A 25,558-nucleotide genomic window follows, 5' to 3' on the forward strand; every position below is an offset into this window, starting at 1 on the left:
CATGCTCAGTCAGCTAAGGGAAATAGTTGAGAAAGTCTCCAGGGTCGATGATGTGCATCTGGCACTCGATATATTGGTGAAAGAGACTTGTGCTGCCCTTCGCACTGAGTGCTGTACTATCTATCTTGCTAATGAAGAAATGCAGCGCCTTGAGTTAATGGCAACTCAAGGCCTTATTTTTGAAGGTGATAGTATTCATATCAACTTCAATGAAGGCTTGGTTGGGTTGGTTAAACGAAGCGCAGAGCCACTCAACCTTGCCGAAGCCTCAAAACATCCCGAGTTTAAATTCTTCCCTCAACTCGGTGAACAGATTTACCACTCCTTTTTAGCCACTCCAATCATTCATCGCAAACAAGTTTTAGGTGTGTTGGTGATCCAGCAAAAAACACCGCGCTTGTTCAGTGAGATGGAAGAGTCGTTTCTTGTCACGTTATCCGCTCAGCTAGCAGTGCTTATTGCGCATGCGCAGAATCTTGGGCATTGGCAGTTGGCATCTAAACCCACGGTATTAAAAGGTTTGCCTGCATCTACTGGTGTCGCGATTGGAGAGTTTTGGTTCGACAATACCCAGCCGAGTTTATCGGATGTTTTCCCTTCGTCCACGTTAGATAAAGAACGTGAGCACGAGACATTGCTGGTGGCGATAGAGCGAGCGTTAAATGACTTTCGCCGTATGCGGAAAAAGCTGGACAGTGAAATCAACAAAGATGCGCTGGCGATCTTCGATCTGTTTACTCACTTACTGAATGATCCGATGCTTCGCGGTGATTTGAAGAAGCAGATTGAAAAAGGAGACAGGGCCGATTGGGCGTTACGCCAAGTGGTAGAATCATACTCGAATCGATTTGCCAGAATGTCGGATGTCTACATGCGCGAGAGAGCGCAAGACATCCGAGAGTTAGGGCAAAGGCTGCTCTATTTTCTGCACAACAGTGAGCAAGAAAATTCTGCAATTGATCGTCCCATTATTTTGGTGGCGAATGAACTCACAGCCACCTTGCTCGCGTCTGTACCTAAAGAGTTTTTGTTAGCCGTCGTGTCACTAGAAGGTGGCGCAAACTCTCATGCGGCTATTTTGTCTCGCGCACTTGGAGTTCCCGCAGTCATGGGCGCCAACATTAACCCGGATGTGGTGAATGGCAAACTCGGGATAGTGGATGGTTATACGGGCGAGATCTTCCTAGAGCCAAACCGTCAATTATTGCGAGAGTATCGCAGTTTAGTAAGTGAAGAGTCTGAATTGTTTGCCATGGTAAACAAGGACCTCGCACTCCCTGCGGTTACGCAAGATAATCACCATATCGAAATTATGCTGAATGCAGGACTCAGTGCAGACAGTAATATTGCCATCAATACAGGTGTTGATGGTGTTGGGTTGTACCGAACTGAGATTGCATTTTTACTTCAGCATCACTTTCCGTCAGAAGATGAGCAGTATCATCAATACCAAGCGATACTCAACAGTTATCCGAATCAACGAGTGGTGATGCGCACTTTGGATATTGGTGGTGACAAACCTTTGCCATATTTGCCGATCGAAGAAGATAATCCGTTTCTAGGCTGGCGTGGCATTCGTTTTACATTAGATCACCCAGATATTTTCTTGATCCAGCTGCGTGCAATGTTAAGGGCGAGTGCAGAAAGCGGTAACTTAAGTATTTTGTTGCCAATGGTGTCTGGGGTAAAAGAGCTAGACGATGCCATTAGCTTGATTAATCAAGCCCACAGCGAAGCCGTGTTGCTTGATGATAGAATTCAGTTCCCACAAGTTGGGGTCATGATCGAAGTGCCATCAATGGTGTATTTATTGCCAACGATTGCTCACCGTGTTGATTTTGTTTCTGTCGGGACAAACGATTTAACCCAGTATTTATTAGCAGTTGATAGGAACAATTCGCGCGTCGCGGATGTCTATGAATCTATGCATCCTGCGGTACTGTTAGCGCTTAAGCAAATCCATGACGTGTGCGATAAGTATCAGGTGCCAGTGTGTATTTGTGGTGAGTTAGCTGGCGACCCATTTGGCGCTCTTCTCTTACTTGGGTTAGGGTATACCAGTTTGAGTATGAACACCTCCAACGTGGCTAAGGTGAAATATTTGATTCGTCATAGCCAACAAGAAGAATTAGAAAAATTAGCGGAGCAAGCAATGACAAAGTCCTACGGGGAGGACATTCATCAAATGATGCATGACTTCTTCATCCAACAGGGTTTTGCGGGCTTTATCCGTGCAGGTAAAAAGTAGGAAATCGTGACCGTCTCTTTATTTTTGTTATTGTTGGCGCTAGGCGCTTTTGTGGGTGTGATGGCGGGGTTACTCGGTATCGGTGGTGGTTTGATAGTTGTTCCTGCCTTGTTGTATTTGCTTCCTCTTGCTGGAATCTCTCCAGAAATGAGTATGCACATGGCCCTAGCCACTTCGTTAGCGAGTATTATTGTTACGTCAGGCTCATCGGCGATGAATCACCTTAAGCTCGGCAATGTCGATATGTTCGTCGTAAAATGGTTGATGCCAGGTGTGGTTATAGGTGGTTTTGTCGGTGCCAATATTGCTGAGTGGATCCCTACGCACTACTTGCCGAAAGTATTTGGTGTCATTGTTCTTTGCCTGTCAGTACAAATGTTCCGTTCCATTAAAGTTACGAGCAGTAAACCTATGCCGAGCAGCCCGGTGACCGTTGCGTATGGCACGGGGATTGGCGTTGTATCAAGCCTTGCTGGTATTGGTGGTGGTTCACTATCGGTCCCATTTTTAAATAAACACGGGATAGAAATGCGTAAAGCGGTAGGTTCATCTTCCGTTTGTGGTTGCGTGATTGCTATTTCTGGTATGATCGGTTTCATCTTACATGGCTATAAAGTGGAAGGCTTACCTTCATACAGTATTGGCTATGTTTATCTTCCCGCATTATTAGCTATTGCCATGGCCTCGATGCTCACAACAAAAGTGGGTGCGAAGCTGGCAACTAACCTTCCAACTGCGGTATTAAAAAAGATATTCGCGGTGTTCTTAATGTTTGTAGCAGCGACCATGCTGCTCTAAGTTTGTACCCAAGTCATTCTCGCTGAACCAAGCATCTAGAGGTTACTTGGGTGTATTTATTTTGTTGTGATAAGAAGAGAATGATTTATGTCTCAGGGATATATTGAATTTCCCAATATTGATCCGGTTTTAATCTCTATTGGTCCTGTTTCGGTTCGTTGGTACGGTTTGATGTACCTTGTGGGCTTTATGTTCGCCCTATGGTTGGCGAACCGACGTGCGGATAAGCCGGGAAGTGGTTGGACACGAGAACAGGTCTCTGATTTGTTGTTCGCAGGCTTCCTTGGCGTGGTGATTGGTGGCCGTGTAGGCTACGTGCTTTTCTACAATTTTGAGCTCTTCTTGGCTGACCCTTTGTATCTGTTTAAAGTGTGGACCGGTGGTATGTCTTTCCACGGGGGCTTACTGGGTGTTATTACCGCGATGTTCTGGTATGCACACAAAAACGGGCGAACTTTCTTCGGTGTTGCCGACTTTATCGCGCCGCTTGTGCCATTTGGTTTGGGTATGGGGCGTTTAGGTAACTTCATGAACAGCGAATTGTGGGGCCGAGTAACGGATGTGCCTTGGGCGATCGTTTTCCCAAATGGCGGTCCACTGCCACGTCATCCATCGCAGCTTTATGAAATGGCGCTTGAAGGTATCGTACTTTTCTTCATCTTGAATTGGTTCATCAAGAAACCTCGTCCTCTAGGTTCTGTTTCAGGGCTATTTTTAGCTGGATATGGTACATTCCGCTTCCTAGTTGAGTACGTGCGCGAACCAGACGCTCATTTGGGTTTATTCGGTGGCTTTATTTCCATGGGACAGATTTTATCTCTGCCAATGGTGGTTATCGGTGTCCTAATGATGGTTTGGGCATACAAACGTGGTCATTACAAAGACGAGTTACCACAAAAGACGAAGTAAGGTATTGGTGTGAAACAGTATTTAGATTTGTGTCAACGCATCGTTGACCAAGGTGTTTGGGTTGAAAATGAGCGTACAGGCAAGCGCTGCCTGACCGTAATCAACGCGGATTTAACCTACGATGTTGCGAACAATCAATTTCCGTTGGTAACCACACGTAAAAGTTTTTGGAAAGCGGCCGTTGCAGAGCTACTAGGGTACATTCGTGGTTACGATAATGCGGAAGATTTTCGTAAGCTGGGCACGAAAACCTGGGATGCTAATGCCAACCTAAATGATGCTTGGTTAAATAATCCATATCGTAAGGGCGAAGACGACATGGGCCGTGTCTACGGTGTCCAAGGGCGCGCATGGGCGAAGCCTGATGGCGGGCATGTTGACCAATTACGCAAGATAGTGGATGACTTAACGCGTGGTGTTGATGATCGCGGTGAAATCTTGAACTTCTACAACCCGGGTGAATTCCACATGGGGTGCTTGCGTCCTTGCATGTATAGCCACCATTTTTCATTGCTGGATGATACGCTTTACCTGAACAGTACTCAGCGTTCGTGTGATGTACCGCTTGGCTTAAACTTCAATATGGTTCAAGTTTACGTGTTCTTGGCGATCATGGCGCAAATCACGGGCAAGAAACCTGGTCAGGCATTTCATAAGATTGTGAATGCGCACATTTATGAAGATCAGCTTGAACTGATGCGTGATGTTCAGTTGAAACGTGAACCATTAAAAGCGCCGACGTTCCACATCAATCCAGAGATTAAATCTCTAGAAGATCTGGAAACATGGGTCACACTGGATGACTTTTGGGTTGAAGGATACGAGCATCACGACCCTATTCGTTACCCATTCTCAGTGTAACCAGTGTTGTTCTTCAAGATATGAAAAAAGCTCCGAATGGAGCTTTTTTGCTTTTTGTACTTTGAAGGTATTACTTGAGTGCACTGACAATATAGCGGTGAATAGGGTTGCTCTGCATCGGTGCAGACAGTGCCGGGCTAATAAACTTGGGTTGGGTGAATATTTGCTTCCTCACTAATGAGCGGATAAGCTCAAAATACTTCAGTTCTGTTTTTCCACATAGCAACAATGAAAAGTCATCGCCCAGTTTATCGTAGGCATTGAGCACCTCTCGGAACCCCCTGAGGTACAAGTAATCCTTCGTTAAACCGCCTCCTCGATACACACGAGCAGTCGTCGTAAATGCTTGAAGGTCAGACGTTTTATACTGTTCTTTTAATAGCATGAACGTATGGCGGAAATCGCGATCCTTGATCATCGACTCTACCGCCAGGACTCGTAAGGCTAAGGTTCTTAGGCGTTTGATACTGAAATGTCCTGACAGATATTCACACAATATAGCCAGCCCTTCTTGGGTGTTTGTATTAGCTGGGCACCCTAAGCTCAGGACCTTTAGCGGTTGTAGACGACCGTTAAGCGTAGTAAGAAGGTGTACACCCATTTCATGATGTGCGAGAGCCTCTAACTCATCGGTCGTGATGTATGCTGCGTGGTTAATTTTGACTCGAGATCCCGAAACGAGTGCGTTTGCTAACATCCCATCCAACACCTGTATTTCACACTCATATCCATTACGTTGAGCAAAGTTTTGCATGAAGTGTGCTATCGCGCGGCTATCATGCTGCGGTTTGCTCTCTTCTTCCGTGGGAAGGTGTAAAATGAAATGGGCGTTGGCAATATCTTTGGCGCTCGGCTCTCCGTAATAGCGCAAGGAGTTATAAAGAAACTCTTGTGTACCGATAGTATTCACTTGATCCAATTTATCTGCGTAAGGCTGAATCACATCCGCGTACAGCTTTTGTAATTGGGTGTCTTGAATATTTTCTAAAGGCAGTTCATACAGACGTCGCTTTGCGCTGTGAGTATCTAGATTGGTAGTTGAGTATTGGAAGTTAGGCTCTTGAGAGTATTTGTTCTTAATAAAGCGCTCTCTTTCCTGAGCATAATTGAGAGGATTCACGCTACTGAGGATATCAATATCAGCAACCAGTTGAGTTAGGTTTTCGTCTATTGCGAGTAACTGATCAGAAATAGTGCCATTAAGCTGCGTCATGTTGTCGACTCCAAATGAGGTAGCCCAGCATAAGTATGCTGGTATGGCTCAAATTATCACCAGACAACGAATTTGAACAGCCTCATTAATGCAAAAAAGGCCCCACAATGTGGAGCCTAAACAATAAGCGATGGTATGTAAGTTATTGTTATGTCGTTAGGGCTAAGATCGCGCCTGGTAAAATAACGAATACAGACATTAGGTAGCCACCGACAACAGCTTTGTTCTTGATAGCCATTTCAGAAATCATCTCAGCGCCTTTCACTGGAATTTCACGTAGGAACGGAATACCAAAGATAAACAGCGTTGCCATGATATTAAATACTAGGTGTACCAGAGCGATTTGAAGCGCGAATACCGCAAACTCACCCGATACGGCTGTTGCTGCTAGTAGCGCCGTAATACAAGTACCAATGTTTGCACCTAGCGTGAATGGATAAATATCACGAACTTTAAGAACGCCTGTACCCACAAGTGGAACCATCAAGCTAGTTGTTGTTGATGAAGATTGTACCAATACAGTCACGATTGAACCCGATACAATACCGTGAATAGGGCCACGACCAATCGCGTTTTTCAAAATTTCACGTGCGCGGCCAACCATTAGGCTCTTCATTAGCTTACCCATTACCGTAATTGCAACGAAGATTGTCGCAATACCCAAAACGATAAGCATGATGCCACCAACAGTATCACCGAATGTTGAAAGTGGCTCTTTAATTGCACCCACAACTGGTTTTGTTATTGGCTTAATGAAGTTGAAGCCTTTAATGCTCATATCGCCAGTAGCAAGTAGTGGAGAAACAAGCCAATGAGAAACTTTCTCTAAAATGCCGAACATCATTTCCAACGGAAGGAAAATAGCAACAGCAAGTAAGTTGAAGAAGTCGTGAATAGTTGCGCTTGCAAATGCGCGTTTGAACTCTTCTTTACAACGTACGTGACCAAGAGAAACAAGCGTATTGGTCACTGTGGTACCAATATTGGCACCCATCACCATTGGAATCGCGGTTTCTACTGGTAAGCCACCTGCAACTAAACCTACAATAATAGACGTTACAGTACTTGAGGACTGAATTAAGGCTGTTGCCACCAAGCCGATCATTAGACCTGCAACAGGGTGAGCGGCAAACTCAAATAGCACCTTAGCTTGATCGCCAGTTGCCCATTTGAAGCCACTACCAACCATAGATACTGCTAGAAGAAGCAGATACAACATGAATGCCAAGTTAGCCCAGCGTAACCAACGAGCAGTGCTCGAAATTGGCGCCACTGTTGAAGTAGCTTGGTTCATCATAATTTTCTCCGTTGACCTTTCAGTTCATTTTTCGGTCTGTAGTTGAAACTGCGGGCGATGTTAGAGAACAAATATTTCAGTAATATTACAGATTTCTTGCTGTGAGTGATTTTTATTGTTCTTTTTGATAGTGGTGTGAGTAGGGAAAAATGAAGGTTTTTAACTGTTTGAATTTAATGAATAAATTTGGCTTTCGTTTTGTGTGGTTATTGCGTTTTCTTTAGAAAGAAAATGCGCCTCAGTTCAACTTTTATGACAGTATTAATTTTATATATTCGGTAAAACTTATGTTTTTGTAATGTATTGTATGGTTTTGTCGAGTTTATTGTTTGTCTCTGTCACATTTGGTATAAAAAGCATCACTTTCTTTTCGGGACTTGATCATGTCACATCTAAACTACAACCATCTATATTATTTCTGGATGGTGTGCAAACAGGGCTCTGTAACTAAAGCGGCCGATGCGCTTTTCCTGACACCGCAAACAGTGACAGGGCAGATTAAAGCGCTTGAAGAACGCATGAAAGGAAAGTTAACCAAACGAAATGGTCGTACAGTTGAGCCAACTGAGTTAGGGCAACTTGTTTTTAAGTACGCCGACCGAATGTTTGGTTTGAGTTATGAGATGTTAGATATCGTCAATTACAGCCAGCACTCGAACATTCTGTTTGAAGTTGGCGTAGCCGATGCGTTATCTAAACGCTTGGTCAGTAAAGTACTAATGACGACTGTCCCGGAAGATAACAGTATTCATTTACGCTGTTATGAGTCAACCCACGAATTGCTACTTGAACGACTGTCTCAGCACAAGCTGGATATGATCCTCTCGGATTGTCCCGTTGACTCAACTCAAAGCCCTGGCCTTTATAGCAAAAAGCTAGGTGAGAGCAGTATGAGCTTTTTCGCCTCTTCTGAAATTGAAAATGTGCGTTTTCCTGAGATTCTGGAACAGAAAAAACTTTTGATTCCTGCAAGCCGAACAGCAATGGGGCGTAAGGTTATTCAGTGGTTTGATCGTCAAGGTCTTCAGCCTAATGTGTTGGGAGAATTTGATGATGTCGCGTTGATGAAGGCTTTCGCACGGTACCACGATGATGTGATTTTCTTAGCGCCGACCGTATACATGTCGGAGATTGAGGACGACCGAAATCTACAGCTAATTGGTCATGTCGATGGGTTAAAAGAAGAGTACTACGTGATTTTTGCGGAACGAATGATCCAACACCCAGCGGTAAAAAATGTTTGTGATGCTGATTTCAGTCAAATGTTTGAGTAAACCCGTATCGTTGCGCAAATAAATAGATTACTATCAATAAAAATATAATTCTAAATAATACCTAAGTAACTCAAGATACTTGTTTTAGTGAGCAAAACTATTAATTATTGATGGCGCATCAATTCTCCACTTTGGTGGATAATATTGGTGTATCACTAACAACTAAATTAGAGGTTCTAATAATGAAGACTCTGGAAGTGTATCTTGATTTTCTTAGATATATAAATCAGTGCAACACAACAAGCTGGCCAGGGTTGGAATAAGTAAGTTGTAGCTAGAGGTCCAACACATGAATCTACAAGAAATGGAGCAGAACTCCGCAAAAGCCGTCGTGTTGCTCAAAGCGATGGCAAACGAGAGACGCCTACAAATCCTTTGTATGCTGCATAACCAAGAGCTGTCCGTGGGAGAGCTGTGTGCAAAGTTAGAGCTAAGCCAGTCGGCATTATCTCAGCATCTTGCTTGGCTTCGCCGTGATGAGCTAGTCACGACAAGGAAAGAAGCACAAACCGTGTACTACACATTGAAGAGTGATGAAGTGAAAGCGTTAATAAAAACACTGCATAGTCTTTATTGTGCTGAAAGCGCTTAGCGTTAATTACATATACCTAATATATCGTTCATTTTAGGCTGTGAATCTAACTCGTTGGAATATTTGAGAGTGGCGTTAAACTTTTGATGGTAGAGTTGCTGCGCATCGACCAATTTGCTTTGTTCTCAAGTGTTTTATTGGTGCTTTCCAGTTTGAGCTTTATAAGGTAAATAAGCTGATGCCTTTGAATAGGCGTGCAGAAAAAAGAAAAGCTGGCATTGCCAGCTTTTTTATTAAGAAAATTTTGTAGATATAAAAAAACCGACACAAGGTCGGTTTTTTCTTCACTGTAAAATCAGGACTCTATTAAAGAGCTTTGATTTGTGCAGCGAAACGAGACTTATGGCGAGCTGCTTTATTCTTGTGAATAAGGCCTTTAGTTGCCATGCGGTCTAGGATAGGTGTAACTACAGCGAATGCAGCAGTTGCAGCTTCTTTGTCGCCTGCTTCGATAGCAGCAACAGTTTTCTTCATGTAAGTACGCATCATTGAGCGACGGCTAGCATTGTGCTGACGACGTTTCTCAGCTTGGATAGCGCGCTTCTTAGCAGATTTACTATTTGCCAAGGGTCTAACTCCCAAAAACTTAGTTCTGTGACAATTTAAGGGCGAGGAATATCCCTCATTTGCGCTTAAATGTCAAATGATTTGTGCAAAAACCGATCTAAGCCAAAACAAATTTTGGTAAGAGAGGTTATCGCGGTTAAGATGGCGGGGATTCTAACAGCATTTTTATACCAATGCTAATAATTATCCGCGAAAGGCACACTTATTCCTTACAACCCGCGGATAGATTTTTGACGTCTATTTACAGCAGCTGTCAGAGAAACAGTATAGGGTTAGCTGTCTTATGGTGATATTCCGAGGTTACAGTGAGTAAACGACTACTCAAGTCTGGCATGATCGTCAGTGCTATGACATTTATTTCCCGCGTTCTTGGCCTAGTTCGTGATGTTGTAGTGGCAAATTTAATGGGGGCAGGAGCAAGCGCAGACGTCTTTTTCTTCGCCAATAAAATTCCTAATTTTTTACGACGTTTGTTTGCTGAAGGTGCTTTTTCCCAAGCGTTTGTACCTGTTTTAACGGAAAGCCATGCTCAAGGCGACATGGACAAAACTCGGGAGCTCATTGCTCGTGCGGCGGGTACGTTAGGGGTGATAGTCTCGATTGTTACCATTTTAGGTGTCCTAGGCTCCGGCGTGGTCACTGCTGTGTTTGGTTTTGGTTGGTTCCTTGACTGGATGCATGGTGGCCCGGCTGCAGCAAAGTTTGAGCTTGCTAGCGTGATGCTCAAAATCACCTTTCCCTATTTATGGTTCATTACCTTTGTCGCTCTATCGGGCGCGATCCTCAATACATTAGGTAAATTTGCTGTCTCCTCCTTTACCCCTGTTTTCCTCAATGTGATGATTATTTTGGCGGCGTGGTTTATCTCGCCGCAAATGGAAATGCCAGAAATAGGGCTTTCTATTGGTGTTTTCTTAGGTGGTTTGGTCCAGTTCTTATTCCAAATTCCCTTCCTTATTAAAGCAGGCGTCATGGTTAAGCCAAAATGGGGCTGGCGCGATCCGGGTGTAGTGAAAATCCGTACTTTGATGATCCCCGCTTTATTTGGCGTATCGGTCAGTCAGATTAACCTGTTGTTTGATACGTTCATCGCCAGTTTTTTGCAAACCGGTTCGATCAGCTGGCTATATTACTCAGACCGCTTATTGGAATTTCCTTTAGGTCTGTTTGGTATTGCGATTGCGACTGTGATTTTACCCGCGCTTTCACGTAAACACGTTGACGCACAAAGTGAAGGCTTCGCGCAAACCATGGATTGGGGGGTGCGCATGGTGATCTTGCTTGGCCTTCCTGCAATGCTTGGTCTGATGGTACTGGCAAAACCTATGCTGATGGTTCTGTTTATGCGAGGTGAATTTTCTCCTCAAGACGTACATCAAGCATCATTGTCGCTTTTTGCCTACGCTTCAGGTTTGTTGAACTTCATGCTGATTAAGGTGCTCGCGCCAGGTTATTACTCGCGTCAAGATACTAAAACGCCAGTAAAGTACGGCATCATTGCGATGGTGACCAACATGGTATTTAACGCAATTTTTGCGTACTTTTATGGTTACGTTGGTTTGGCTATCGCGACGGCACTTTCGGCGTTTGTGAATATGGCATTGCTGTATCGTGGTCTACATATCGCAGGGGTATACCAAATCACCAAACGAACCGTCTTCTTTATTATACGTTTGGTTATTGCAGGTGCGGCGATGGTGGCTGCGATCTTATGGCAATTGGAAGACATGTCAGTGTGGCTCGATTGGAGCTTTGCTCACCGCAGCGGTGTACTAGGAATGTTGATCGCTCTAGGAGCCGTGGTTTACCTAGTGGTTCTATTTTTAACTGGTGCACGCTTAAAAGACCTAAAAGCTGGGACAGACTAAGGGTGATTAGTATATAATCCGTCAGTTTCACACAGTGTAAAGTAAAAACAGAGGCAGAAAGCAGTATCCAATGGAACTGATTAGAGGCATTCACAATATCACCCCGCGACATCATGGTTGCGTGCTGACTATTGGCAATTTCGATGGTGTCCATAAAGGCCATCAACAAGTATTGCAGCAAGTGTCTGAGCAAGCGGACAGGCTATCATTGCCTTCTGTTGTGATGACCTTTGAACCTCAGCCGATGGAGCTGTTTGCCAAAGACAAGGCACCTGCACGGTTGACGCGATTACGCGATAAGTTCGTGCAATTGAGTAAGCTCGATATTGATCGCTTGCTCTGCGTCAATTTCAATCGTCATTTTGCAAGTTTAACCGCGGAAGAATTTATCCGTGACTTGTTGGTCGAGCGTTTGGGTGTTAAGTTTCTTGTCGTTGGTGATGATTTCTGCTTTGGCAAAGGCCGAACTGGCAACTTTGCAATGCTGCAGGAAGCAGGGGAAAAGTACGGTTTTGATGTCGTGAGTACCCAGAGCTTTTGTTTACAACAATTACGTGTCAGCAGTACGGCTATCCGTCAAGCGCTGGCGCGTGACGATTTGCATTCCGCGCAACAGATGCTGGGAAGAAACTACAGCATCAGCGGTCGTGTTTCTCACGGAAGAAAGCTGGGAAGAACGATAGGTTTTCCTACTGCGAATATTCCTTTGAAACGCTGTGTTTCTCCGGTCTCCGGAGTCTATGTTGTTCAAGCGCTAGGCTTAGGAAATAAGCCAATTGGTGGTGTCGCTAATATTGGTCAAAGACCGACTGTCAATGGCGTTCGCCAGCAGTTAGAAGTACACTTATTCGACTTTCATGCCAATTTATATGGCAAGCAACTAGAAGTGGAACTTTTGCATAAACTTCGAGATGAGCAAAAGTTTGAGTCGTTTGAAGCACTTAAACAACAAATCGAATTGGATGCTGAAGCAGCAAGGGTGTGGCTGCGTCAGCTTAAGCGTTGAGCGGTTTATTCCACCGTTCAACATAATGTCTAATTTTCGCCCAATATAACGGAATTAAGAATCGATGAGTGAGTATAAAGATACCCTGAACTTACCTGAAACAGGGTTTCCAATGCGCGGCAACCTGGCCAATCGTGAGCCAGAAATGCTTAAGCGTTGGTACAAAGAAGATCTTTACGGTGAAATCCGTAAAGCTAAGAAAGGCAAAAAGTCATTCGTATTGCACGATGGCCCTCCTTACGCAAATGGTGACATTCATATTGGTCACGCACTAAACAAGATTCTTAAAGACATTATTATTAAATCCAAAACACTTTCAGGTTTTGACGCACCTTACATTCCTGGCTGGGATTGCCACGGTCTACCTATTGAATTAATGGTAGAGAAAAAAGTAGGCAAGCCAGGCCAAAAAGTGACGGCAGCAGAATTCCGCGAGAAATGTCGTGAATACGCAGCAGGTCAGGTTGAAGGTCAGAAAGAGAGCTTCAAACGCCTTGGTATCATGGGTGAGTGGGACAAGCCATACCGCACTATGGATTTCGCAACTGAAGCGAACATTATTCGTGCTCTTGGTAAGATCGCAAGCAATGGTCACCTGCTAAAAGGTTTCAAACCTGTTCACTGGTGTACAGACTGTGGTTCTGCTCTTGCTGAAGCGGAAGTAGAATACAAAGATAAAGTATCGCCATCTATCGACGTTCGTTTTAAAGCGGCTGACGAAGCGGCACTGTTGTCTAAGTTTGAGCTGACTGAAGGTCATGAAGGTAAAGGCGATATCTCTATTGTCATCTGGACGACAACTCCTTGGACGCTTCCTGCGAACCGTGCTGTGTGTCTACGTGATGACCTTGAGTATGTACTTATCCAAGTTGAAGGCGAGCAACCTGAACGTATCATCGTTGCAGCTGAACTAGCGAAAGACGTGATGGACCGTGCTGGTATCGAGCACTTCCACAACCTTGGTTTTGCTAAAGGTGCGGAGCTTGAGCTTTCTCAATTCCAACACCCATTCTACGATTTCACTGTACCGGCGATCCTGGGTGATCACGTTACGATTGATTCAGGTACTGGCGTTGTTCACACTGCACCGGGTCACGGTCAAGAAGACTTCGCGGTTGGTAACAAGTACAACCTAGAAGTAGCAAACCCAGTTGGTTCAAACGGTGTTTACCTACCAGATACAGAGCTATTTGCTGGTCAGCACGTATTTAAAGCGAACGATGCGGTAGTAGAAGTACTGAAAGAAAAAGGTGCACTACTACACCACCACGCTTACGAGCACAGCTACCCACACTGTTGGCGTCATAAGACTCCAATCATCTTCCGTGCTACGCCTCAATGGTTCGTTTCTATGGACCAAGCGGGTTTACGTACAAAAGCACTAGAAGCCATCAAAGGTGTTCAGTGGATGCCTGAGTGGGGGCAAAGCCGTATCGAAGGTATGATCGAAGGTCGCCCTGAGTGGTGTATCTCTCGTCAGCGTACTTGGGGTGTGCCAATCGCTCTGTTTGTTCATAAAGAAACATCAGAACTTCATCCAAACACGCTAGAGCTGATCGAGAAAGTCGCGAAATTGGTTGAAGAGAAAGGCATCCAAGCATGGTGGGATGTAGATACTGCTGAACTACTAGGTGCTGACGCTGACCAATACGAAAAAGTACTAGATACGCTAGACGTATGGTTCGATTCAGGTGTCACTCACTTCTCCGTTGTTGATGCTCGTGAAGAGTACAACGGCAACAGTGCAGACCTATACCTAGAAGGTTCTGACCAACACCGTGGTTGGTTCCAATCTTCTCTAATTTCATCTATCGCGATGAAAGACGAAGCGCCTTACAAACAAGTACTGACACACGGTTTCGTGGTTGATGGTCAGGGTCGTAAGATGTCTAAATCTATCGGTAACGTGGTTGCGCCAAAAGACGTAACTAACAAGTTAGGTGCTGACATTCTTCGTCTATGGGTTGCTTCAACAGACTACACTGGTGAAGTTGCGGTTTCGGATGAAATCTTAAAACGCAGTGCAGATGCTTACCGTCGTATCCGTAACACAGCGCGTTTCTTCCTTGCTAACCTAAGCGGCTTCAACCCTGAAACAGACATCGTTCCTGTTGAAGAGATGGTTGCGCTAGATCGCTGGGCAGTTGGTCGTGCGCTAGCAGCACAAGAAGAGATTGTTAAAGCATACGAAGAGTACAACACACACGGTGTGACTCAGCGTCTAATGCAATTCTGTTCGATCGAAATGGGCTCTTTCTACCTAGACGTAATTAAAGACCGTCAGTACACAGCAAAACGTGGCTGCAACGCTCAACGTAGCTGTCAGACTGCGCTTTACTACATTGTTGAAGCGCTAGTTCGTTGGATGGCGCCAATCATGTCGTTCACTGCGGATGAAATCTGGAACGAAATGCCAGGCGAGCGCGACAAGTTCGTATTCACTGGTGAGTGGTTCGACGGTCTATTCGGCCTTGCTGAAGGTGAAGAGCTGAACAATGAATTCTGGGCTGAGATCCAAGCGGTTCGTGGTGCAGTAAACAAACTTCTAGAAGATGCGCGTAAAGAGAAAACCATCGGTGGTGCACTACAAGCTGAAGTGACTCTATTTGCTGATGACGCTTTAGCGGCGAAGATCAACAAACTTGAAGATGAACTGCGCTTTGTTCTACTAACCTCTGCGGCGAAAGTTAAGCCTCTAGGTGAGAAGACTGATGCAGCACAAGCCACGGATATCGAAGGCTTGTTTGTTGAAGTAGCAGCAGCTGAAGGCGAGAAGTGTGATCGTTGTTGGCACCACACGCCAGACGTAGGCACAATTGAAGGTCACGAGAAAATCTGTGGTCGTTGTGTGTCTAACGTAGAAGGCGAAGGTGAAGTACGTAAATTCGCGTAATTACCTAGAACGACTGAACTTTTTTTAAAATTAACAGCCCCAGTATTTACTGGGGCTGTTTGTAGGTAAAGTAATGAGTGAAAAAGCACTGTCTTTAAAGCAATCTGGTATTCGCTGGTTATGGTTAGCGGTGGTTATCTTTTTAGCTGATATTGGCATTAAGTATGTTGTAATGAACAACATGGGATATGGCTGGGCAAACCGCATAGAAATTTTGCCATTCTTTAATCTTTTGTACGTGCATAACTATGGTGCTGCTTTTAGCTTTTTGAGTGATCAAGCGGGCTGGCAACGTTGGTTATTTACAGGTATTGCTTTTATCGTTACAGGTCTTTTGACTTACTGGATGAGCAAACTACCAGCGAAAGAGAAATGGAATAATATTGCTTATGCCATGATTATTGGTGGCGCAGTAGGCAACGTATTCGACCGAGTAATACATGGGTTTGTCGTGGATTATTTGGACTTTTTCTGGGGTAATTATCACTGGCCAGCGTTCAACCTTGCAGACATGGCGATCTGTATTGGTGCCGCGATGATTATTCTTGACGGCTTTCGAAAGAAAGACGAGGCGAAAGCCTAAGTAGTGGCAGTGTATATTGCGAAAAGTTGAATAACCCTAAGCGTCGCCCGTTGATTCGAGCGACGCTTTTTATTATGTTGGAGCGCCAATCAGCATATCAATGTATAAAAAGACCAAGCTGACAGCGTAATAACCCAAGAACAAGGAAGCAGTAACGTGACAACAATAACCAATGAATCTGTAGTAACCCTTCACTTTACGATTAAAATGAAAGACGGATCGGTTGCGGATAGTACTCATAACATGGGTAAACCAGCGAAATTTGTTATGGGTGATGGCAGCTTGAGTGAAAACTTTGAGCAGTGCTTGATAGGCCTCGAAACAGGCGCACAAAAAGCGATTGAGCTAAAAGCAGAAGACGCGTTTGGCATGCCAAATCCAGACCATGTACACCATATGGATCGCACTAAGTTTGTAGGTGATGCAGAAGTAGAAGTGGGTACAATCATGGCGTTCAGTGGTCCTGATGGTATGGAAATCCCGGGCATTATTACAGAGATTGCTGGCGATTCAGTCACTGTGGACTTCAACCATCCTCTAGCGGGACAAGACGTGACTTTCGAAGTTGAAATTTTGTCAGTAGAATAGCGAACCCAATAAAGATAATTTCCATGAGCAATGAAATGAAAATCCTATTAGCTAACCCACGCGGCTTTTGTGCTGGTGTAGACCGTGCGATTAGCATCGTAGAGCGTGCGCTAGAGATGTATCAGTCACCGATTTATGTTCGTCATGAGGTGGTGCATAACCGTTTTGTGGTTGAAGGGCTAAAACAACGTGGCGCTGTCTTCGTTGAAGAGCTGCATGAAGTGCCAGACAACAACATTGTGATTTTTTCTGCTCATGGTGTATCGCAGGCGGTTCGTCAGGAAGCTAAGCAGCGAGATTTGACGGTATTTGACGCAACGTGTCCTTTGGTAACCAAAGTGCATATGGAAGTAGCGCGAGCAAGCCGCCGTAATATGGAAGTGGTTCTGATTGGTCACGCAGGTCACCCTGAAGTGGAAGGCACAATGGGGCAGTACGCGAGTGAAACGGGTGGTATGTACTTGGTTGAAACCCCTGCCGACGTTGAGAAACTGAAGTCGATTGTGAAAGATCCATCAGATCTTCATTACGTAAGCCAAACGACACTTTCTGTAGATGAAACTGCCGATGTTATCGAAGAGCTACGCCGCGTCTTCCCAGATATCCAAGGACCACGTAAAGACGATATCTGTTACGCGACACAAAACCGCCAAGATGCCGTACGTGAATTAGCGGGTGACGTAGATGTGATGGTTGTGGTGGGTTCTAGAAACTCATCAAACTCTACACGTCTTAAAGAGCTAGCTGAAAAGCTAGGGACACCTGGCTACTTAACCGACTGTCCGGAAGATATCAAACCTGAGTGGTTCGAAGGCAAAACAAAGGTCGGCGTGACTGCGGGGGCATCTGCTCCGGAAGAGCTCGTTAATCAGATTCTAGAGCGAATCAAAGAACTCGTCGGTGCCGAAGCGGTCGATGAAGTGCTTGGTCGTGAAGAGAATATGTTCTTTGAAGTACCCAAAGAACTGCAAATCAAGCAAGTGGATTAATCTCCATTTATCGAATATTCAAAAGGCGACCAGTGGGTCGCCTTTTTTACATCTCTCTCAGTTCATTTAGGTAATCACGAATTTGGTCTTTCCCTAAACCATCGATAATCATATCGGACATCTTTGTGATTCTTCGCTCAAGCGACTGAGCAACCCTTTCGCAATGTGCGTACACCTCTTCATCAGAACCTTCAGTCGGAAAGGCATCGACTTGCCAGTTTACTCGGACGCCACCCGCAAGCCACTGAGGAGCGGTTTCTTGATGTAAAGAGTCACAGAGAATAATCACGATGTCAGGAAGAAACTGAGTTCGCTCTTCCCATGAGTGGGTGTGGATATGTGGAATGGGAAGTTGGTGGTCATCTAAATATTTTTGCACCACCGGGTGAACTTTGCCTGTGGGATGAGAGCCACCGCTGGCGACACTAAAATCTGCTGGTAGGATATGGGTTGCGATCGACTCAGCGAGCACACTTCGTCCAGCATTGTGCTTACATATGAACAAAACTTTATACATCATCGCCTCGTCTTTTCGGAGCGTCTTATTTATACGCTAGCGGAAACTCAGCGGTGATGTGTGAACTTTTTGTGTTAGTGGCTAATGCCCAGCATCTCTTTGAGCACTTTAAGGTAGCGGCGGCTTACTGGTATCTCAAAGCCAGTTTTGGTGATGATTTCTGCTAATCCGTTTTCGAGTAATTTGATTTCGCTGATGGCCTTAATGCTGACTAAGTATTGGCGATGACAGCGTACCAGTGGGGTTTTCTCTTCTAGCGTTTTTAATGTCAGTTGAGTGCTCGCGGCTTGGCTGGTGGAGCGTACATGCACGCCGCTGATGTCACTGTATGCACATTCTACCGTGTCGGTGGCCATGATGACGATACGGTTGTGCCCGATGCACGGAATCTGATCTAAAGTGTCGGGCGTAATAGCAGACAGTTGTTGAGTTAGGGCGGATTGACTAATGACTTTATTTAGCCGTTTGACCGTTTTGGTTAAACGGCATGGGTCGACAGGTTTGAGCAAGTAATCAAAGGCGTTGTCTTCAAACGCTTGAATTGCATACTGGTCGTAAGCCGTGACAAAAACCACATAAGGCATGGTTTCTGGATCAAGCATTCCAAGTAGTTCAATCCCAGTGACTTGAGGCATTTGGATATCGAGAAACACCACATCAGGTTTGAGCTCATTGATTTTTTTTAGACCAAGGATCGCGTTTGAGGCATTGCCCACCACTTCAACTTGTCCTGTTTCATCCAATAACTCTGTCAGCTCTTCACGAGCAAACTGTTCATCATCAATGACGAGTGCGGTTAACATCCAACATTACCTTTATTGCTTCAGCGTGCTTTTATGATTTTGGGGGAATGATAAAGCTCATTTTAGTAAATTGATGTGGCTCGCACGTAATTTTTAGCGATGCATCACGCCCAAATTGATTAGTGAGACGTTTGTCGACAATTTCTAAACCTAGCCCGGAGTGGTTTTCTTTTGGCGGTTCAAAACTGCCTGCATTGTCTTCGACGGTAATCAAATGACCTTGTGGGTGTGCTTCGCTGTATATATGAACTTTACCACCTTCAAGCATGTTTGAAATGCCGTGTTTAATGGCATTCTCAACCAAAGGCTGGAGTGTAAAGCTTGGCAATTTGATGTCCAGCAATTCAGGCTGAATATCGATTTCAACCTCTAAGCGGTCCGTAAAGCGGGCTTTCTCGATGCTCAAGTACGAGTTCACATGTGCTAGCTCTTCTTTTAGCGTCACGGTATTAATGTTTTGCTTTAAATTGCTACGGAAGAAGTGCGATAAATTTTGGATTAGCTCGCGCGCTTTGTCAGGATCACGACGAGTAATCGCACTAATAGTATTGAGTGCATTAAACAAAAAGTGTGGATTCACCTGAGCGTGAAGCAGTTTGATTTCTGCTTGAGCGAGCAAGGCTTGTTGTTGTTGGTAATCGCCATACAGGATTTGGCTAGAGAGAAGCTGAGCTATCCCTTCCGCCATTGACATGTTGGCCGTGGAGAACAATTTACGCTTCGGTTCATACAGCTTAATGGTACCAATGACCTCTTTTCCCGCACGCAGTGGGATGATTAGCGCGGAGCCAAGTTTGCAGTCTTTTGCGATGGAACATTGGTATAGACGTTCTGCGCCATCAAGATAAATGATGTCGTTTTTCTCCATGGAGTCTAATGTGCTTTGCGATGAAATCGGCGTGTTCGGTTTATGGTGATCATCGCCAATGCCCACAAACGCCAAGATTTTTTCTTGGTCGGTAATCGCGACAGCGCCCACTTTGGTTTCTTCATAAATAATACGCGCGATTTTCTCAGCGTTTTCGGTGTTGAAGCCGTTGCTTAGAATTCCCACTGAGCGATCAGCAATGGTGAGTGCTCGACGCGAAAACGTCGCAGAAAACTTTTCAAAGATCGCTTTTCTGTCTTGCAGGATACTCATGAACAATGCCGCACCAAATGAGTTCGCGATGATCATCGGTGCTGCAATGGCAGACACCAGCTCATAGGCTTGATCAAAGGGTTTAGCGACGGCGAGCAGCAAAATCATTTGCACAACTTCTGCAACAAACGTGACGCTGAATACGACGCTTGGATTAAACAGCAATGCGCCTTTATTTCGCTTGATAAGGTAAACGTGGAGCAAGCCACCAATTACGCCCTCGGCGGTGGTTGAAATTGCGCAGGCTAGGTCAGTAAAGCCACCAAGAGAGTATCGATGGATGCCACCAGTAAATCCGACGGCGAAACCTACAACAGGTCCACCAAACAGCCCGCCCATAACAGCGCCGATCGCACGAGTATTGGCAATAGCATCGTTGATGTGCAGACCGAAATAGGTGCCGAGAATACAAAAGCCAGAGAAGAGTACGTAACAAATTAAGCGGTGGCTTAAGCGCGAAGAAATACTCAGCAAAGGTAAGATGATTGGCGTTTTACTTAGCATGTAAGCCAAAACTAAGTACACACACATCTGTTGTAAAAGGGAGATGACCAGTTCCATAGTGAACCTAACCTAGAATCAATGTTGTTATTGTATACCTAAGTAACCTCAAGATGCTTGGCTCAGATAGATAAGAACAGCTAAGTAAATGACGATGCGCTCCGAGTTCTGAATCTTAAAGTGATTTGGGTATAAAACAAAAAGAGCCTGCAATTGGCAGGCTCCTATCTTAGTCACTCGGATGTGACGAGTATTACGCTGTTTCTGATACGGCTTGTGGTTTCTCTTCGTCAGCCAGTTCAGTTTCACCTTTACCCTTAGAGGTTTTGATAACGTAACCTGTCACTGCTAGGGCAAACACAATACCGACGATAGTTGATAGTTGCATTGGCAGACCAAAACCTAGCGAGCTGTTGTTTAAGATGAACGTGACACATACCGTGGTCATGAAGATAGCTGGGATAGTGGTAATCCAGTGCAGCTTGTTGTGACGTAGTAGGTAAGCGGACGCAGTCCAAAGCATCATTACTGCTGTTGTTTGGTTAGCAAAACCGAAGTAGCGCCAGATAATGCCGAAGTCTACTTGAGTTAAGATACCGCCGATAACGAACAGAGGAAGTGCCATCAGTAGACGGTTACGTAGCGTCTTTTGTTCCATGTTGAAGTATTCAGCAAGGATCAAGCGGCTTGAACGAAATGCTGTATCGCCAGACGTAATTGGTAGGATAACCACACCTAGGAACGCAAGGATACCACCGAACACACCAAGCAGACCAAATGATGCGCTGTATACCACGTTACCAGGGCCACCGTTTTTCACAGCTTCTGATAGTGCGTCTAGAGAGCCGAAGAAAGACAGAGCGATAGCACACCAGATTAGCGCGATAACACCTTCACCAATCATTGCTCCGTAGAAGACGAAACGACCATTTTTCTCGTTTTCCATACAACGCGCCATCAGTGGAGACTGAGTCGCGTGGAAGCCAGAGATCGCGCCACATGCGATAGTGATGAACAGTGCTGGCCATAGTGGCATATCATTTGGGTTAAGGTTCGAGAACATGTCTGAAACTTGGAAGTCACCCATTACTGTGTGTTCGCTAGAAAACGCAACGGCTGTCATTAGACCAACAGACATAAAGATAAGTAGAGCGCCAAACAGTGGGTAGAAGCGGCCAATGATTTTATCGACAGGAACAATCGTCGCAATGATGTAGTAAGCGAAGATAGCGATAACCATTGTAGTCATGCTTACGCTCAAGCTTGTTTGATCATTGATGAGGTTAGTAATCATGCCTGCAGGAGCAGAAACGAACACTACGCCAACAAGAAGCAGTAGGACAATGGCAAAAATATTCATAAAGTGTTTTGCGCCATTACCTAGGTAGCGACCTGTGATAGTAGGTACAGATGCGCCGCCGTTACGCACTGAAAGCATGCCTGAGAAGTAATCGTGTACTGCGCCAGCAAAAATACAACCGACAACAATCCAAAGCATTGCCGCTGGACCGTATAGTGCACCCATGATTGGGCCGAAAATTGGACCAACACCAGCGATGTTAAGTAGCTGAACTAGATAAACTTTCTTTGTTGACATTGGAACGAAGTCAACACCGTCCGATTTGGTGTGAGCAGGCGTTTGGCGTTTTTCATTGATGCCGAAAATCTTCTCGACGAAAGCGCCGTAGATGAAGTATCCGCCGATTAGGGCTGCGACACAGGTTAGAAACCACATCATAGCAATTGTCCTTGGTCTTAGTTGGGTAGGGTAATTTTTTAATCTCAGGATGCATGTTATGCGTCACTTGTGTTAAATGCATTCGGTTAGTAGATGAGTGGTCGAATAGAGCACTGAGTGGTCGATATACTGCTTGAGCGGTTTTTAAAAATGGCGAACGGTTGATTGCAGTAGTGAGCGGTTGATTCGAGTCATCAGTGGTTTAATCTGCAAGCTAAGCGGCAAACGCCAATAATTAGTGGTAAGCTTATTTTTGAAAACAATTACTTAAGGAAGAGCCATGAAAAAGGCAACGTTAGGTTTGGCGCTGGCTTTGCTTGCAGGATGCGCTGCAACGACGGAAGATCTTGCCAAGTCAGGAGATTGGCATCAGATCGGATATCAAGATGGTGTAGCCGGACACACATCACGCACGATGAGCGAGCTGCGTGAGTTGGGTAGCGTTAAGCAAAGTGACTACGACCAAGGTTATTTAGAGGGTCTACGTGAATACTGTAACCCTGCTTTTGCGTATCAAATGGGGTTATCTGGTCAGTATTATGAAGGGGTTTGTGAGGGTACTGAGCAAGCACAAAAATTCCGTATGGAATGGCAGCGTGGCTGGAATGAGTACTCAAATTAATAGTCAATAAAGCCGTTGTGATACCGTCCGCAAAACATAATTGTGGCAAAATTCCCATTATTAAACTATGTTCATATTGCTTGATAGTGAGCACAGAAAAAAGGAATCACATTATGTCAACGCAAATGGCTGGTGGCTGGAGTCCATTTAATGAACTCAAAGCAGAGGATAAAGAAGTATTTGCTAAAGGTATCGAGGGGTTTGTCGGCGTCAAATACTCCCCTTTGGTTGTGGCTACTCAAGTCGTAGCCGGACAAAACTATGCGTTTTTCTGTAATGCAGAAGTTGTCTATCCTGGAGCACAACCATACCCAGCAATGGTTCATATGTTCAGCGACCTTGAAGGTAAAGTCGGTATTACTCACATTGAACGATTGAACTACTAAATTAAGCCATAAAAGGCGCCTGACTTTTAAATAAGTGAGGCGCTTTATTGATTAAGATTGATTCGCTTGATCGATCACGACTTTTCTTAAATATCCTTGTTTGGCTTTCAGTTGCTCAGTCGCGCTTTCTTTATCCAGCCCGGTTAAAATCATCAAAATCGCTAACTTGGCGTCGTAGTCCGTTTCTTTGAGAGCCGTTTTAGCCTCTTGGTTAGTACAATCTGTTGCTTGCATAACAATACGAGCCGCTCTTGCAACTAGCTTTGCATTCGTCGCTTTCACATCTACCATTAAGTTCTGATAACTTTTGCCTAGGCGAATCATGCTTGCAGTAGTGAGCATGTTCAGGACGAGCTTTTGCGCCGTCCCTGATTTTAAGCGAGTGGATCCTGTTAACGCTTCAGGTCCAACAACGGGGCTGATCGCAATATCGGCAATATCTGCAATCGGAGAGTCAGGGTTACAAGATAGTGCTACAGTGGTGGCACCAAGTTCGTTCGCATACTCTAAGCCACCAATCACGTACGGTGTTCGTCCACTTGCCGCAATACCAACGACGACATCGCGTTGTGTTAGCGCATTCTCTTTAAGATCTTGCTCGCCTAGTGCAGGATCGTCCTCTGCCCCTTCTTTTGCACGGAACATTGCCTCTTTTCCACCCGCAATAATACCAACGACCATCTCAGGATCCGTGCCAAAAGTCGGCGGGCATTCTGAAGCGTCCAAGACGCCGAGCCGACCACTGGTGCCTGCACCGATGTAAAACAACCGACCTCCGACCTTAAATGCTTCCGTGATCTTATCAACGGCTTCAGCGATCTCAGGCAGCACTTTTTCAACGGCAAGCGGAACGAGTTTGTCCTGTTGGTTGATGCGTTGAACAATATCGAGAGAAGGCAGCAAGTCGATGTCCATGGTATCTGGATTTCGCCCTTCAGAGACCAAATGGGATAAAGCTGCGATAAGTGCATCGTTCGTCATAATGAATTAAGCCTTTTTGTTTAGGGTCTATTGCCCTTAATTTTTTGAATAGAGCACACCAAGTGAAGCGAGGCGACTTGCCCCTGTGACTTCCGGTAAATTGCTAGGGAGGCCATGAATATGGCGCTGCGCAAGCCAAGCAAACGCCATAGCTTCCATGTAGTCGCCATCAACGCCTTTATCGGTAGTGGTTGTCACATGCCATTGGGGGAGAAGTTCCGCTAAACGTTGCATCAAAAGTGGGTTGCGTGCACCGCCGCCGCAAACCAATAGTTGAGGCGTGATACCATGAGAAAACTTGTCGACTTCGTTGGCAATGGTAATCGCAGAATATTCGCAGAGTGTACGCTGTACGTCTTCGGTTGGTAAATTGTAATGAGCCAGTTGCTGATGCAGCCAGTCAATATTGAACAGTTCTCGCCCGGTACTTTTAGGTGCTGGCATGGCGAGGTAAGCTTCTTTAAGTAATTGAGTCAACAAAGTAGCGTTTACCGTTCCTTTCAGTGCAAATTGTGCATCTTTGTCGAAGCTTTGCCCAGTGTGCAGCGCACACCACGCGTCCATCAACATGTTGCCCGGACCTGTGTCATAGCCAATGACTGGGTGCTCGGGATGCAGTACAGAGATGTTGGCAATGCCACCGATGTTCAGCACGACGGTGGTGGAATCTTGCATGGCAAAGATACTTTTATGAAAAGCGGGAACCAGCGGTGCACCTTGTCCACCTAGCGCCATGTCTTTACGACGAAAATCCGCTACCGTATCAATGCCTGTCTTGACCGCGATAATGTTGGCATCGCCCAATTGAGTGGTAAACGGCAAGTTTCCGGTAGGCTGATGGAACACTGTTTGACCGTGATTACCAATCGCACGAATTTGCTCTGCGACGTAACCAGACTTATTGAGCAGCTGTAGCACGGCATCTGCAAATAGGTGGCCGAGCTGGTGGTCAAGTTCACCTATGGCTTTTAAATTTGTTGCTTGACCGGTACAAACAGATAACAGCATGTCTTTTAGTGCTGCGGGCATTGGATAATCGTCGTGCGCAACCAGACGAACGTGCTCATCACTTATTTCAACCAGAGCGGTATCAACGCCGTCCATACTCGTTCCAGACATCACACCAATGTACAGTTCGTTAAATTTCATAGCCGATCTCGTCAATTCTTCATTCACTTATTGT

General features: G+C 45.2%; 23 protein-coding genes. 14 read left to right on the top strand and 9 right to left on the bottom strand.

The features are described 5' to 3' along the window. Position 1: 1 nt before the first annotated feature. From ptsP to D8S93_RS17720, 4 genes are all read left to right on the top strand, one after another. On the top strand, positions 2 to 2,248 hold the full coding sequence (ptsP, locus tag D8S93_RS17705; protein ID WP_047009107.1) for a phosphoenolpyruvate--protein phosphotransferase: 2,247 nt from the start codon (positions 2 to 4) through the stop codon (positions 2,246 to 2,248). 6 nt (positions 2,249 to 2,254) lie between these two features. Further along, positions 2,255 to 3,046 carry a sulfite exporter TauE/SafE family protein gene (locus D8S93_RS17710; RefSeq protein ID WP_006743341.1) on the top strand — a complete coding sequence of 264 codons (792 nt, stop codon included), beginning with the start codon at positions 2,255 to 2,257 and terminating at the stop codon, positions 3,044 to 3,046. A gap of 87 nt (positions 3,047 to 3,133) precedes the next feature. Continuing rightward, on the top strand, positions 3,134 to 3,955 hold the full coding sequence (lgt, locus tag D8S93_RS17715; protein WP_005381948.1) for a prolipoprotein diacylglyceryl transferase: 822 nt from the start codon (positions 3,134 to 3,136) through the stop codon (positions 3,953 to 3,955). 9 nt (positions 3,956 to 3,964) lie between these two features. Next, a complete protein-coding gene (locus D8S93_RS17720; RefSeq protein WP_005381947.1) occupies positions 3,965 to 4,816 on the top strand; it encodes a thymidylate synthase in 852 nt (283 codons plus the stop codon). A 70-nt stretch (positions 4,817 to 4,886) separates the two neighbouring features. On the opposite strand, the gene D8S93_RS17725 is transcribed toward D8S93_RS17720, so the two are convergent. Both D8S93_RS17725 and D8S93_RS17730 read right to left on the bottom strand, forming a co-directional pair. Further along, positions 4,887 to 6,029 (bottom strand): flavohemoglobin expression-modulating QEGLA motif protein, encoded by a 1,143-nt coding sequence (locus D8S93_RS17725; protein ID WP_152814514.1) that lies wholly within the window; start codon positions 6,027 to 6,029, stop codon positions 4,887 to 4,889. 148 nt (positions 6,030 to 6,177) lie between these two features. Then, on the bottom strand, positions 6,178 to 7,323 hold the full coding sequence (locus D8S93_RS17730) for a Na/Pi symporter (RefSeq protein ID WP_031780616.1): 1,146 nt from the start codon (positions 7,321 to 7,323) through the stop codon (positions 6,178 to 6,180). Between the two features lie 386 nt (positions 7,324 to 7,709). Here D8S93_RS17730 and nhaR point away from each other — a divergent pair, with 386 nt between their 5' ends. Together nhaR and D8S93_RS17740 are read left to right on the top strand one after the other, a co-directional pair. Next, entirely contained in the window at positions 7,710 to 8,600 is an 891-nt protein-coding gene (gene nhaR, locus D8S93_RS17735; RefSeq protein WP_005381942.1) for a transcriptional activator NhaR, read from the top strand. Between the two features lie 289 nt (positions 8,601 to 8,889). Further along, the gene (locus D8S93_RS17740; RefSeq protein ID WP_005397309.1) at positions 8,890 to 9,192 is read left to right on the top strand and encodes an ArsR/SmtB family transcription factor; all 303 of its coding nucleotides are present in this window, start codon (positions 8,890 to 8,892) and stop codon (positions 9,190 to 9,192) included. A 306-nt stretch (positions 9,193 to 9,498) separates the two neighbouring features. Here the strand turns inward: D8S93_RS17740 and rpsT are convergent, their stop codons facing one another. Beyond that, positions 9,499 to 9,759, bottom strand: a complete 261-nt coding sequence (gene rpsT, locus D8S93_RS17745; RefSeq protein WP_005381938.1) for a 30S ribosomal protein S20 — start codon at positions 9,757 to 9,759, stop codon at positions 9,499 to 9,501. Positions 9,760 to 10,064: 305 nt separating this feature from the next. Here rpsT and murJ point away from each other — a divergent pair, with 305 nt between their 5' ends. From murJ to ispH, 6 genes are all read left to right on the top strand, one after another. Then, complete coding sequence (gene murJ, locus D8S93_RS17750) at positions 10,065 to 11,627, top strand: murein biosynthesis integral membrane protein MurJ (RefSeq protein WP_074192056.1); 1,563 nt, start codon at positions 10,065 to 10,067, stop codon at positions 11,625 to 11,627. A 70-nt stretch (positions 11,628 to 11,697) separates the two neighbouring features. Beyond that, positions 11,698 to 12,633 carry a bifunctional riboflavin kinase/FAD synthetase gene (gene ribF / locus D8S93_RS17755; protein WP_046873948.1) on the top strand — a complete coding sequence of 312 codons (936 nt, stop codon included), beginning with the start codon at positions 11,698 to 11,700 and terminating at the stop codon, positions 12,631 to 12,633. A 64-nt stretch (positions 12,634 to 12,697) separates the two neighbouring features. Further along, positions 12,698 to 15,526: an isoleucine--tRNA ligase gene (ileS, locus tag D8S93_RS17760; protein ID WP_152814517.1), complete on the top strand. Its 2,829-nt coding sequence runs from the start codon at positions 12,698 to 12,700 to the stop codon at positions 15,524 to 15,526. Between the two features lie 73 nt (positions 15,527 to 15,599). After that, positions 15,600 to 16,109, top strand: a complete 510-nt coding sequence (gene lspA, locus D8S93_RS17765) for a signal peptidase II (protein ID WP_005397302.1) — start codon at positions 15,600 to 15,602, stop codon at positions 16,107 to 16,109. A gap of 156 nt (positions 16,110 to 16,265) precedes the next feature. Then, positions 16,266 to 16,697: an FKBP-type peptidyl-prolyl cis-trans isomerase gene (gene fkpB, locus D8S93_RS17770; RefSeq protein ID WP_012842130.1), complete on the top strand. Its 432-nt coding sequence runs from the start codon at positions 16,266 to 16,268 to the stop codon at positions 16,695 to 16,697. 23 nt (positions 16,698 to 16,720) lie between these two features. Beyond that, the gene (gene ispH / locus D8S93_RS17775; RefSeq protein ID WP_193621637.1) at positions 16,721 to 17,686 is read left to right on the top strand and encodes a 4-hydroxy-3-methylbut-2-enyl diphosphate reductase; all 966 of its coding nucleotides are present in this window, start codon (positions 16,721 to 16,723) and stop codon (positions 17,684 to 17,686) included. 46 nt (positions 17,687 to 17,732) lie between these two features. Here ispH and D8S93_RS17780 read toward each other — a convergent pair whose 3' ends face one another. The 4 genes from D8S93_RS17780 to D8S93_RS17795 form a co-directional block, all read right to left on the bottom strand. Beyond that, positions 17,733 to 18,206, bottom strand: coding sequence for a low molecular weight phosphatase family protein (locus D8S93_RS17780; protein WP_152814519.1), 474 nt, complete (start codon positions 18,204 to 18,206; stop codon positions 17,733 to 17,735). A gap of 71 nt (positions 18,207 to 18,277) precedes the next feature. Continuing rightward, on the bottom strand, positions 18,278 to 19,006 hold the full coding sequence (btsR, locus tag D8S93_RS17785; RefSeq protein WP_006743107.1) for a two-component system response regulator BtsR: 729 nt from the start codon (positions 19,004 to 19,006) through the stop codon (positions 18,278 to 18,280). A gap of 31 nt (positions 19,007 to 19,037) precedes the next feature. Further along, positions 19,038 to 20,708: a sensor histidine kinase gene (locus tag D8S93_RS17790; protein ID WP_152814521.1), complete on the bottom strand. Its 1,671-nt coding sequence runs from the start codon at positions 20,706 to 20,708 to the stop codon at positions 19,038 to 19,040. 193 nt (positions 20,709 to 20,901) lie between these two features. Then, complete coding sequence (locus D8S93_RS17795; RefSeq protein ID WP_005381914.1) at positions 20,902 to 22,386, bottom strand: carbon starvation protein A; 1,485 nt, start codon at positions 22,384 to 22,386, stop codon at positions 20,902 to 20,904. 280 nt (positions 22,387 to 22,666) lie between these two features. Here D8S93_RS17795 and D8S93_RS17800 point away from each other — a divergent pair, with 280 nt between their 5' ends. Next, positions 22,667 to 23,008, top strand: coding sequence for a DUF2799 domain-containing protein (locus D8S93_RS17800; RefSeq protein ID WP_012842128.1), 342 nt, complete (start codon positions 22,667 to 22,669; stop codon positions 23,006 to 23,008). A gap of 113 nt (positions 23,009 to 23,121) precedes the next feature. Beyond that, positions 23,122 to 23,394 carry a hypothetical protein gene (locus tag D8S93_RS17805; protein ID WP_012842127.1) on the top strand — a complete coding sequence of 91 codons (273 nt, stop codon included), beginning with the start codon at positions 23,122 to 23,124 and terminating at the stop codon, positions 23,392 to 23,394. A 51-nt stretch (positions 23,395 to 23,445) separates the two neighbouring features. Here the strand turns inward: D8S93_RS17805 and murQ are convergent, their stop codons facing one another. Both murQ and D8S93_RS17815 read right to left on the bottom strand, forming a co-directional pair. Further along, on the bottom strand, positions 23,446 to 24,375 hold the full coding sequence (murQ, locus tag D8S93_RS17810; protein ID WP_134647790.1) for an N-acetylmuramic acid 6-phosphate etherase: 930 nt from the start codon (positions 24,373 to 24,375) through the stop codon (positions 23,446 to 23,448). Between the two features lie 36 nt (positions 24,376 to 24,411). Continuing rightward, a complete protein-coding gene (locus D8S93_RS17815; protein ID WP_152814523.1) occupies positions 24,412 to 25,524 on the bottom strand; it encodes an anhydro-N-acetylmuramic acid kinase in 1,113 nt (370 codons plus the stop codon). Positions 25,525 to 25,558: the final 34 nt, after the last annotated feature.

Origin of the sequence: Vibrio sp. VGrn 2, assembly GCF_009361695.1 — a bacterium.
GTDB lineage: Bacteria > Pseudomonadota > Gammaproteobacteria > Enterobacterales > Vibrionaceae > Vibrio > Vibrio diabolicus.

Excerpts from the sequence above, each read along its gene's own strand:
- nhaR (WP_005381942.1), top strand. The coding sequence starts at position 7,710 with ATGTCACATCTAAACTACAACCATCTATATTATTTCTGGATGGTGTGC.
- D8S93_RS17790 (WP_152814521.1), bottom strand. The coding sequence starts at position 20,708 with ATGGAACTGGTCATCTCCCTTTTACAACAGATGTGTGTGTACTTAGTT.
- D8S93_RS17795 (WP_005381914.1), bottom strand. The coding sequence starts at position 22,386 with ATGATGTGGTTTCTAACCTGTGTCGCAGCCCTAATCGGCGGATACTTC.
- lspA (WP_005397302.1), top strand. The coding sequence starts at position 15,600 with ATGAGTGAAAAAGCACTGTCTTTAAAGCAATCTGGTATTCGCTGGTTA.
- D8S93_RS17740 (WP_005397309.1), top strand. The coding sequence starts at position 8,890 with ATGAATCTACAAGAAATGGAGCAGAACTCCGCAAAAGCCGTCGTGTTG.
- ribF (WP_046873948.1), top strand. The coding sequence starts at position 11,698 with ATGGAACTGATTAGAGGCATTCACAATATCACCCCGCGACATCATGGT.
- D8S93_RS17815 (WP_152814523.1), bottom strand. The coding sequence starts at position 25,524 with ATGAAATTTAACGAACTGTACATTGGTGTGATGTCTGGAACGAGTATG.
- ptsP (WP_047009107.1), top strand. The coding sequence starts at position 2 with ATGCTCAGTCAGCTAAGGGAAATAGTTGAGAAAGTCTCCAGGGTCGAT.
- D8S93_RS17730 (WP_031780616.1), bottom strand. The coding sequence starts at position 7,323 with ATGAACCAAGCTACTTCAACAGTGGCGCCAATTTCGAGCACTGCTCGT.
- ileS (WP_152814517.1), top strand. The coding sequence starts at position 12,698 with ATGAGTGAGTATAAAGATACCCTGAACTTACCTGAAACAGGGTTTCCA.
- murQ (WP_134647790.1), bottom strand. The coding sequence starts at position 24,375 with ATGACGAACGATGCACTTATCGCAGCTTTATCCCATTTGGTCTCTGAA.
- D8S93_RS17780 (WP_152814519.1), bottom strand. The coding sequence starts at position 18,206 with ATGATGTATAAAGTTTTGTTCATATGTAAGCACAATGCTGGACGAAGT.
- D8S93_RS17725 (WP_152814514.1), bottom strand. The coding sequence starts at position 6,029 with ATGACGCAGCTTAATGGCACTATTTCTGATCAGTTACTCGCAATAGAC.
- ispH (WP_193621637.1), top strand. The coding sequence starts at position 16,721 with ATGAGCAATGAAATGAAAATCCTATTAGCTAACCCACGCGGCTTTTGT.
- lgt (WP_005381948.1), top strand. The coding sequence starts at position 3,134 with ATGTCTCAGGGATATATTGAATTTCCCAATATTGATCCGGTTTTAATC.
- D8S93_RS17805 (WP_012842127.1), top strand. The coding sequence starts at position 23,122 with ATGTCAACGCAAATGGCTGGTGGCTGGAGTCCATTTAATGAACTCAAA.
- D8S93_RS17800 (WP_012842128.1), top strand. The coding sequence starts at position 22,667 with ATGAAAAAGGCAACGTTAGGTTTGGCGCTGGCTTTGCTTGCAGGATGC.
- btsR (WP_006743107.1), bottom strand. The coding sequence starts at position 19,006 with ATGTTAACCGCACTCGTCATTGATGATGAACAGTTTGCTCGTGAAGAG.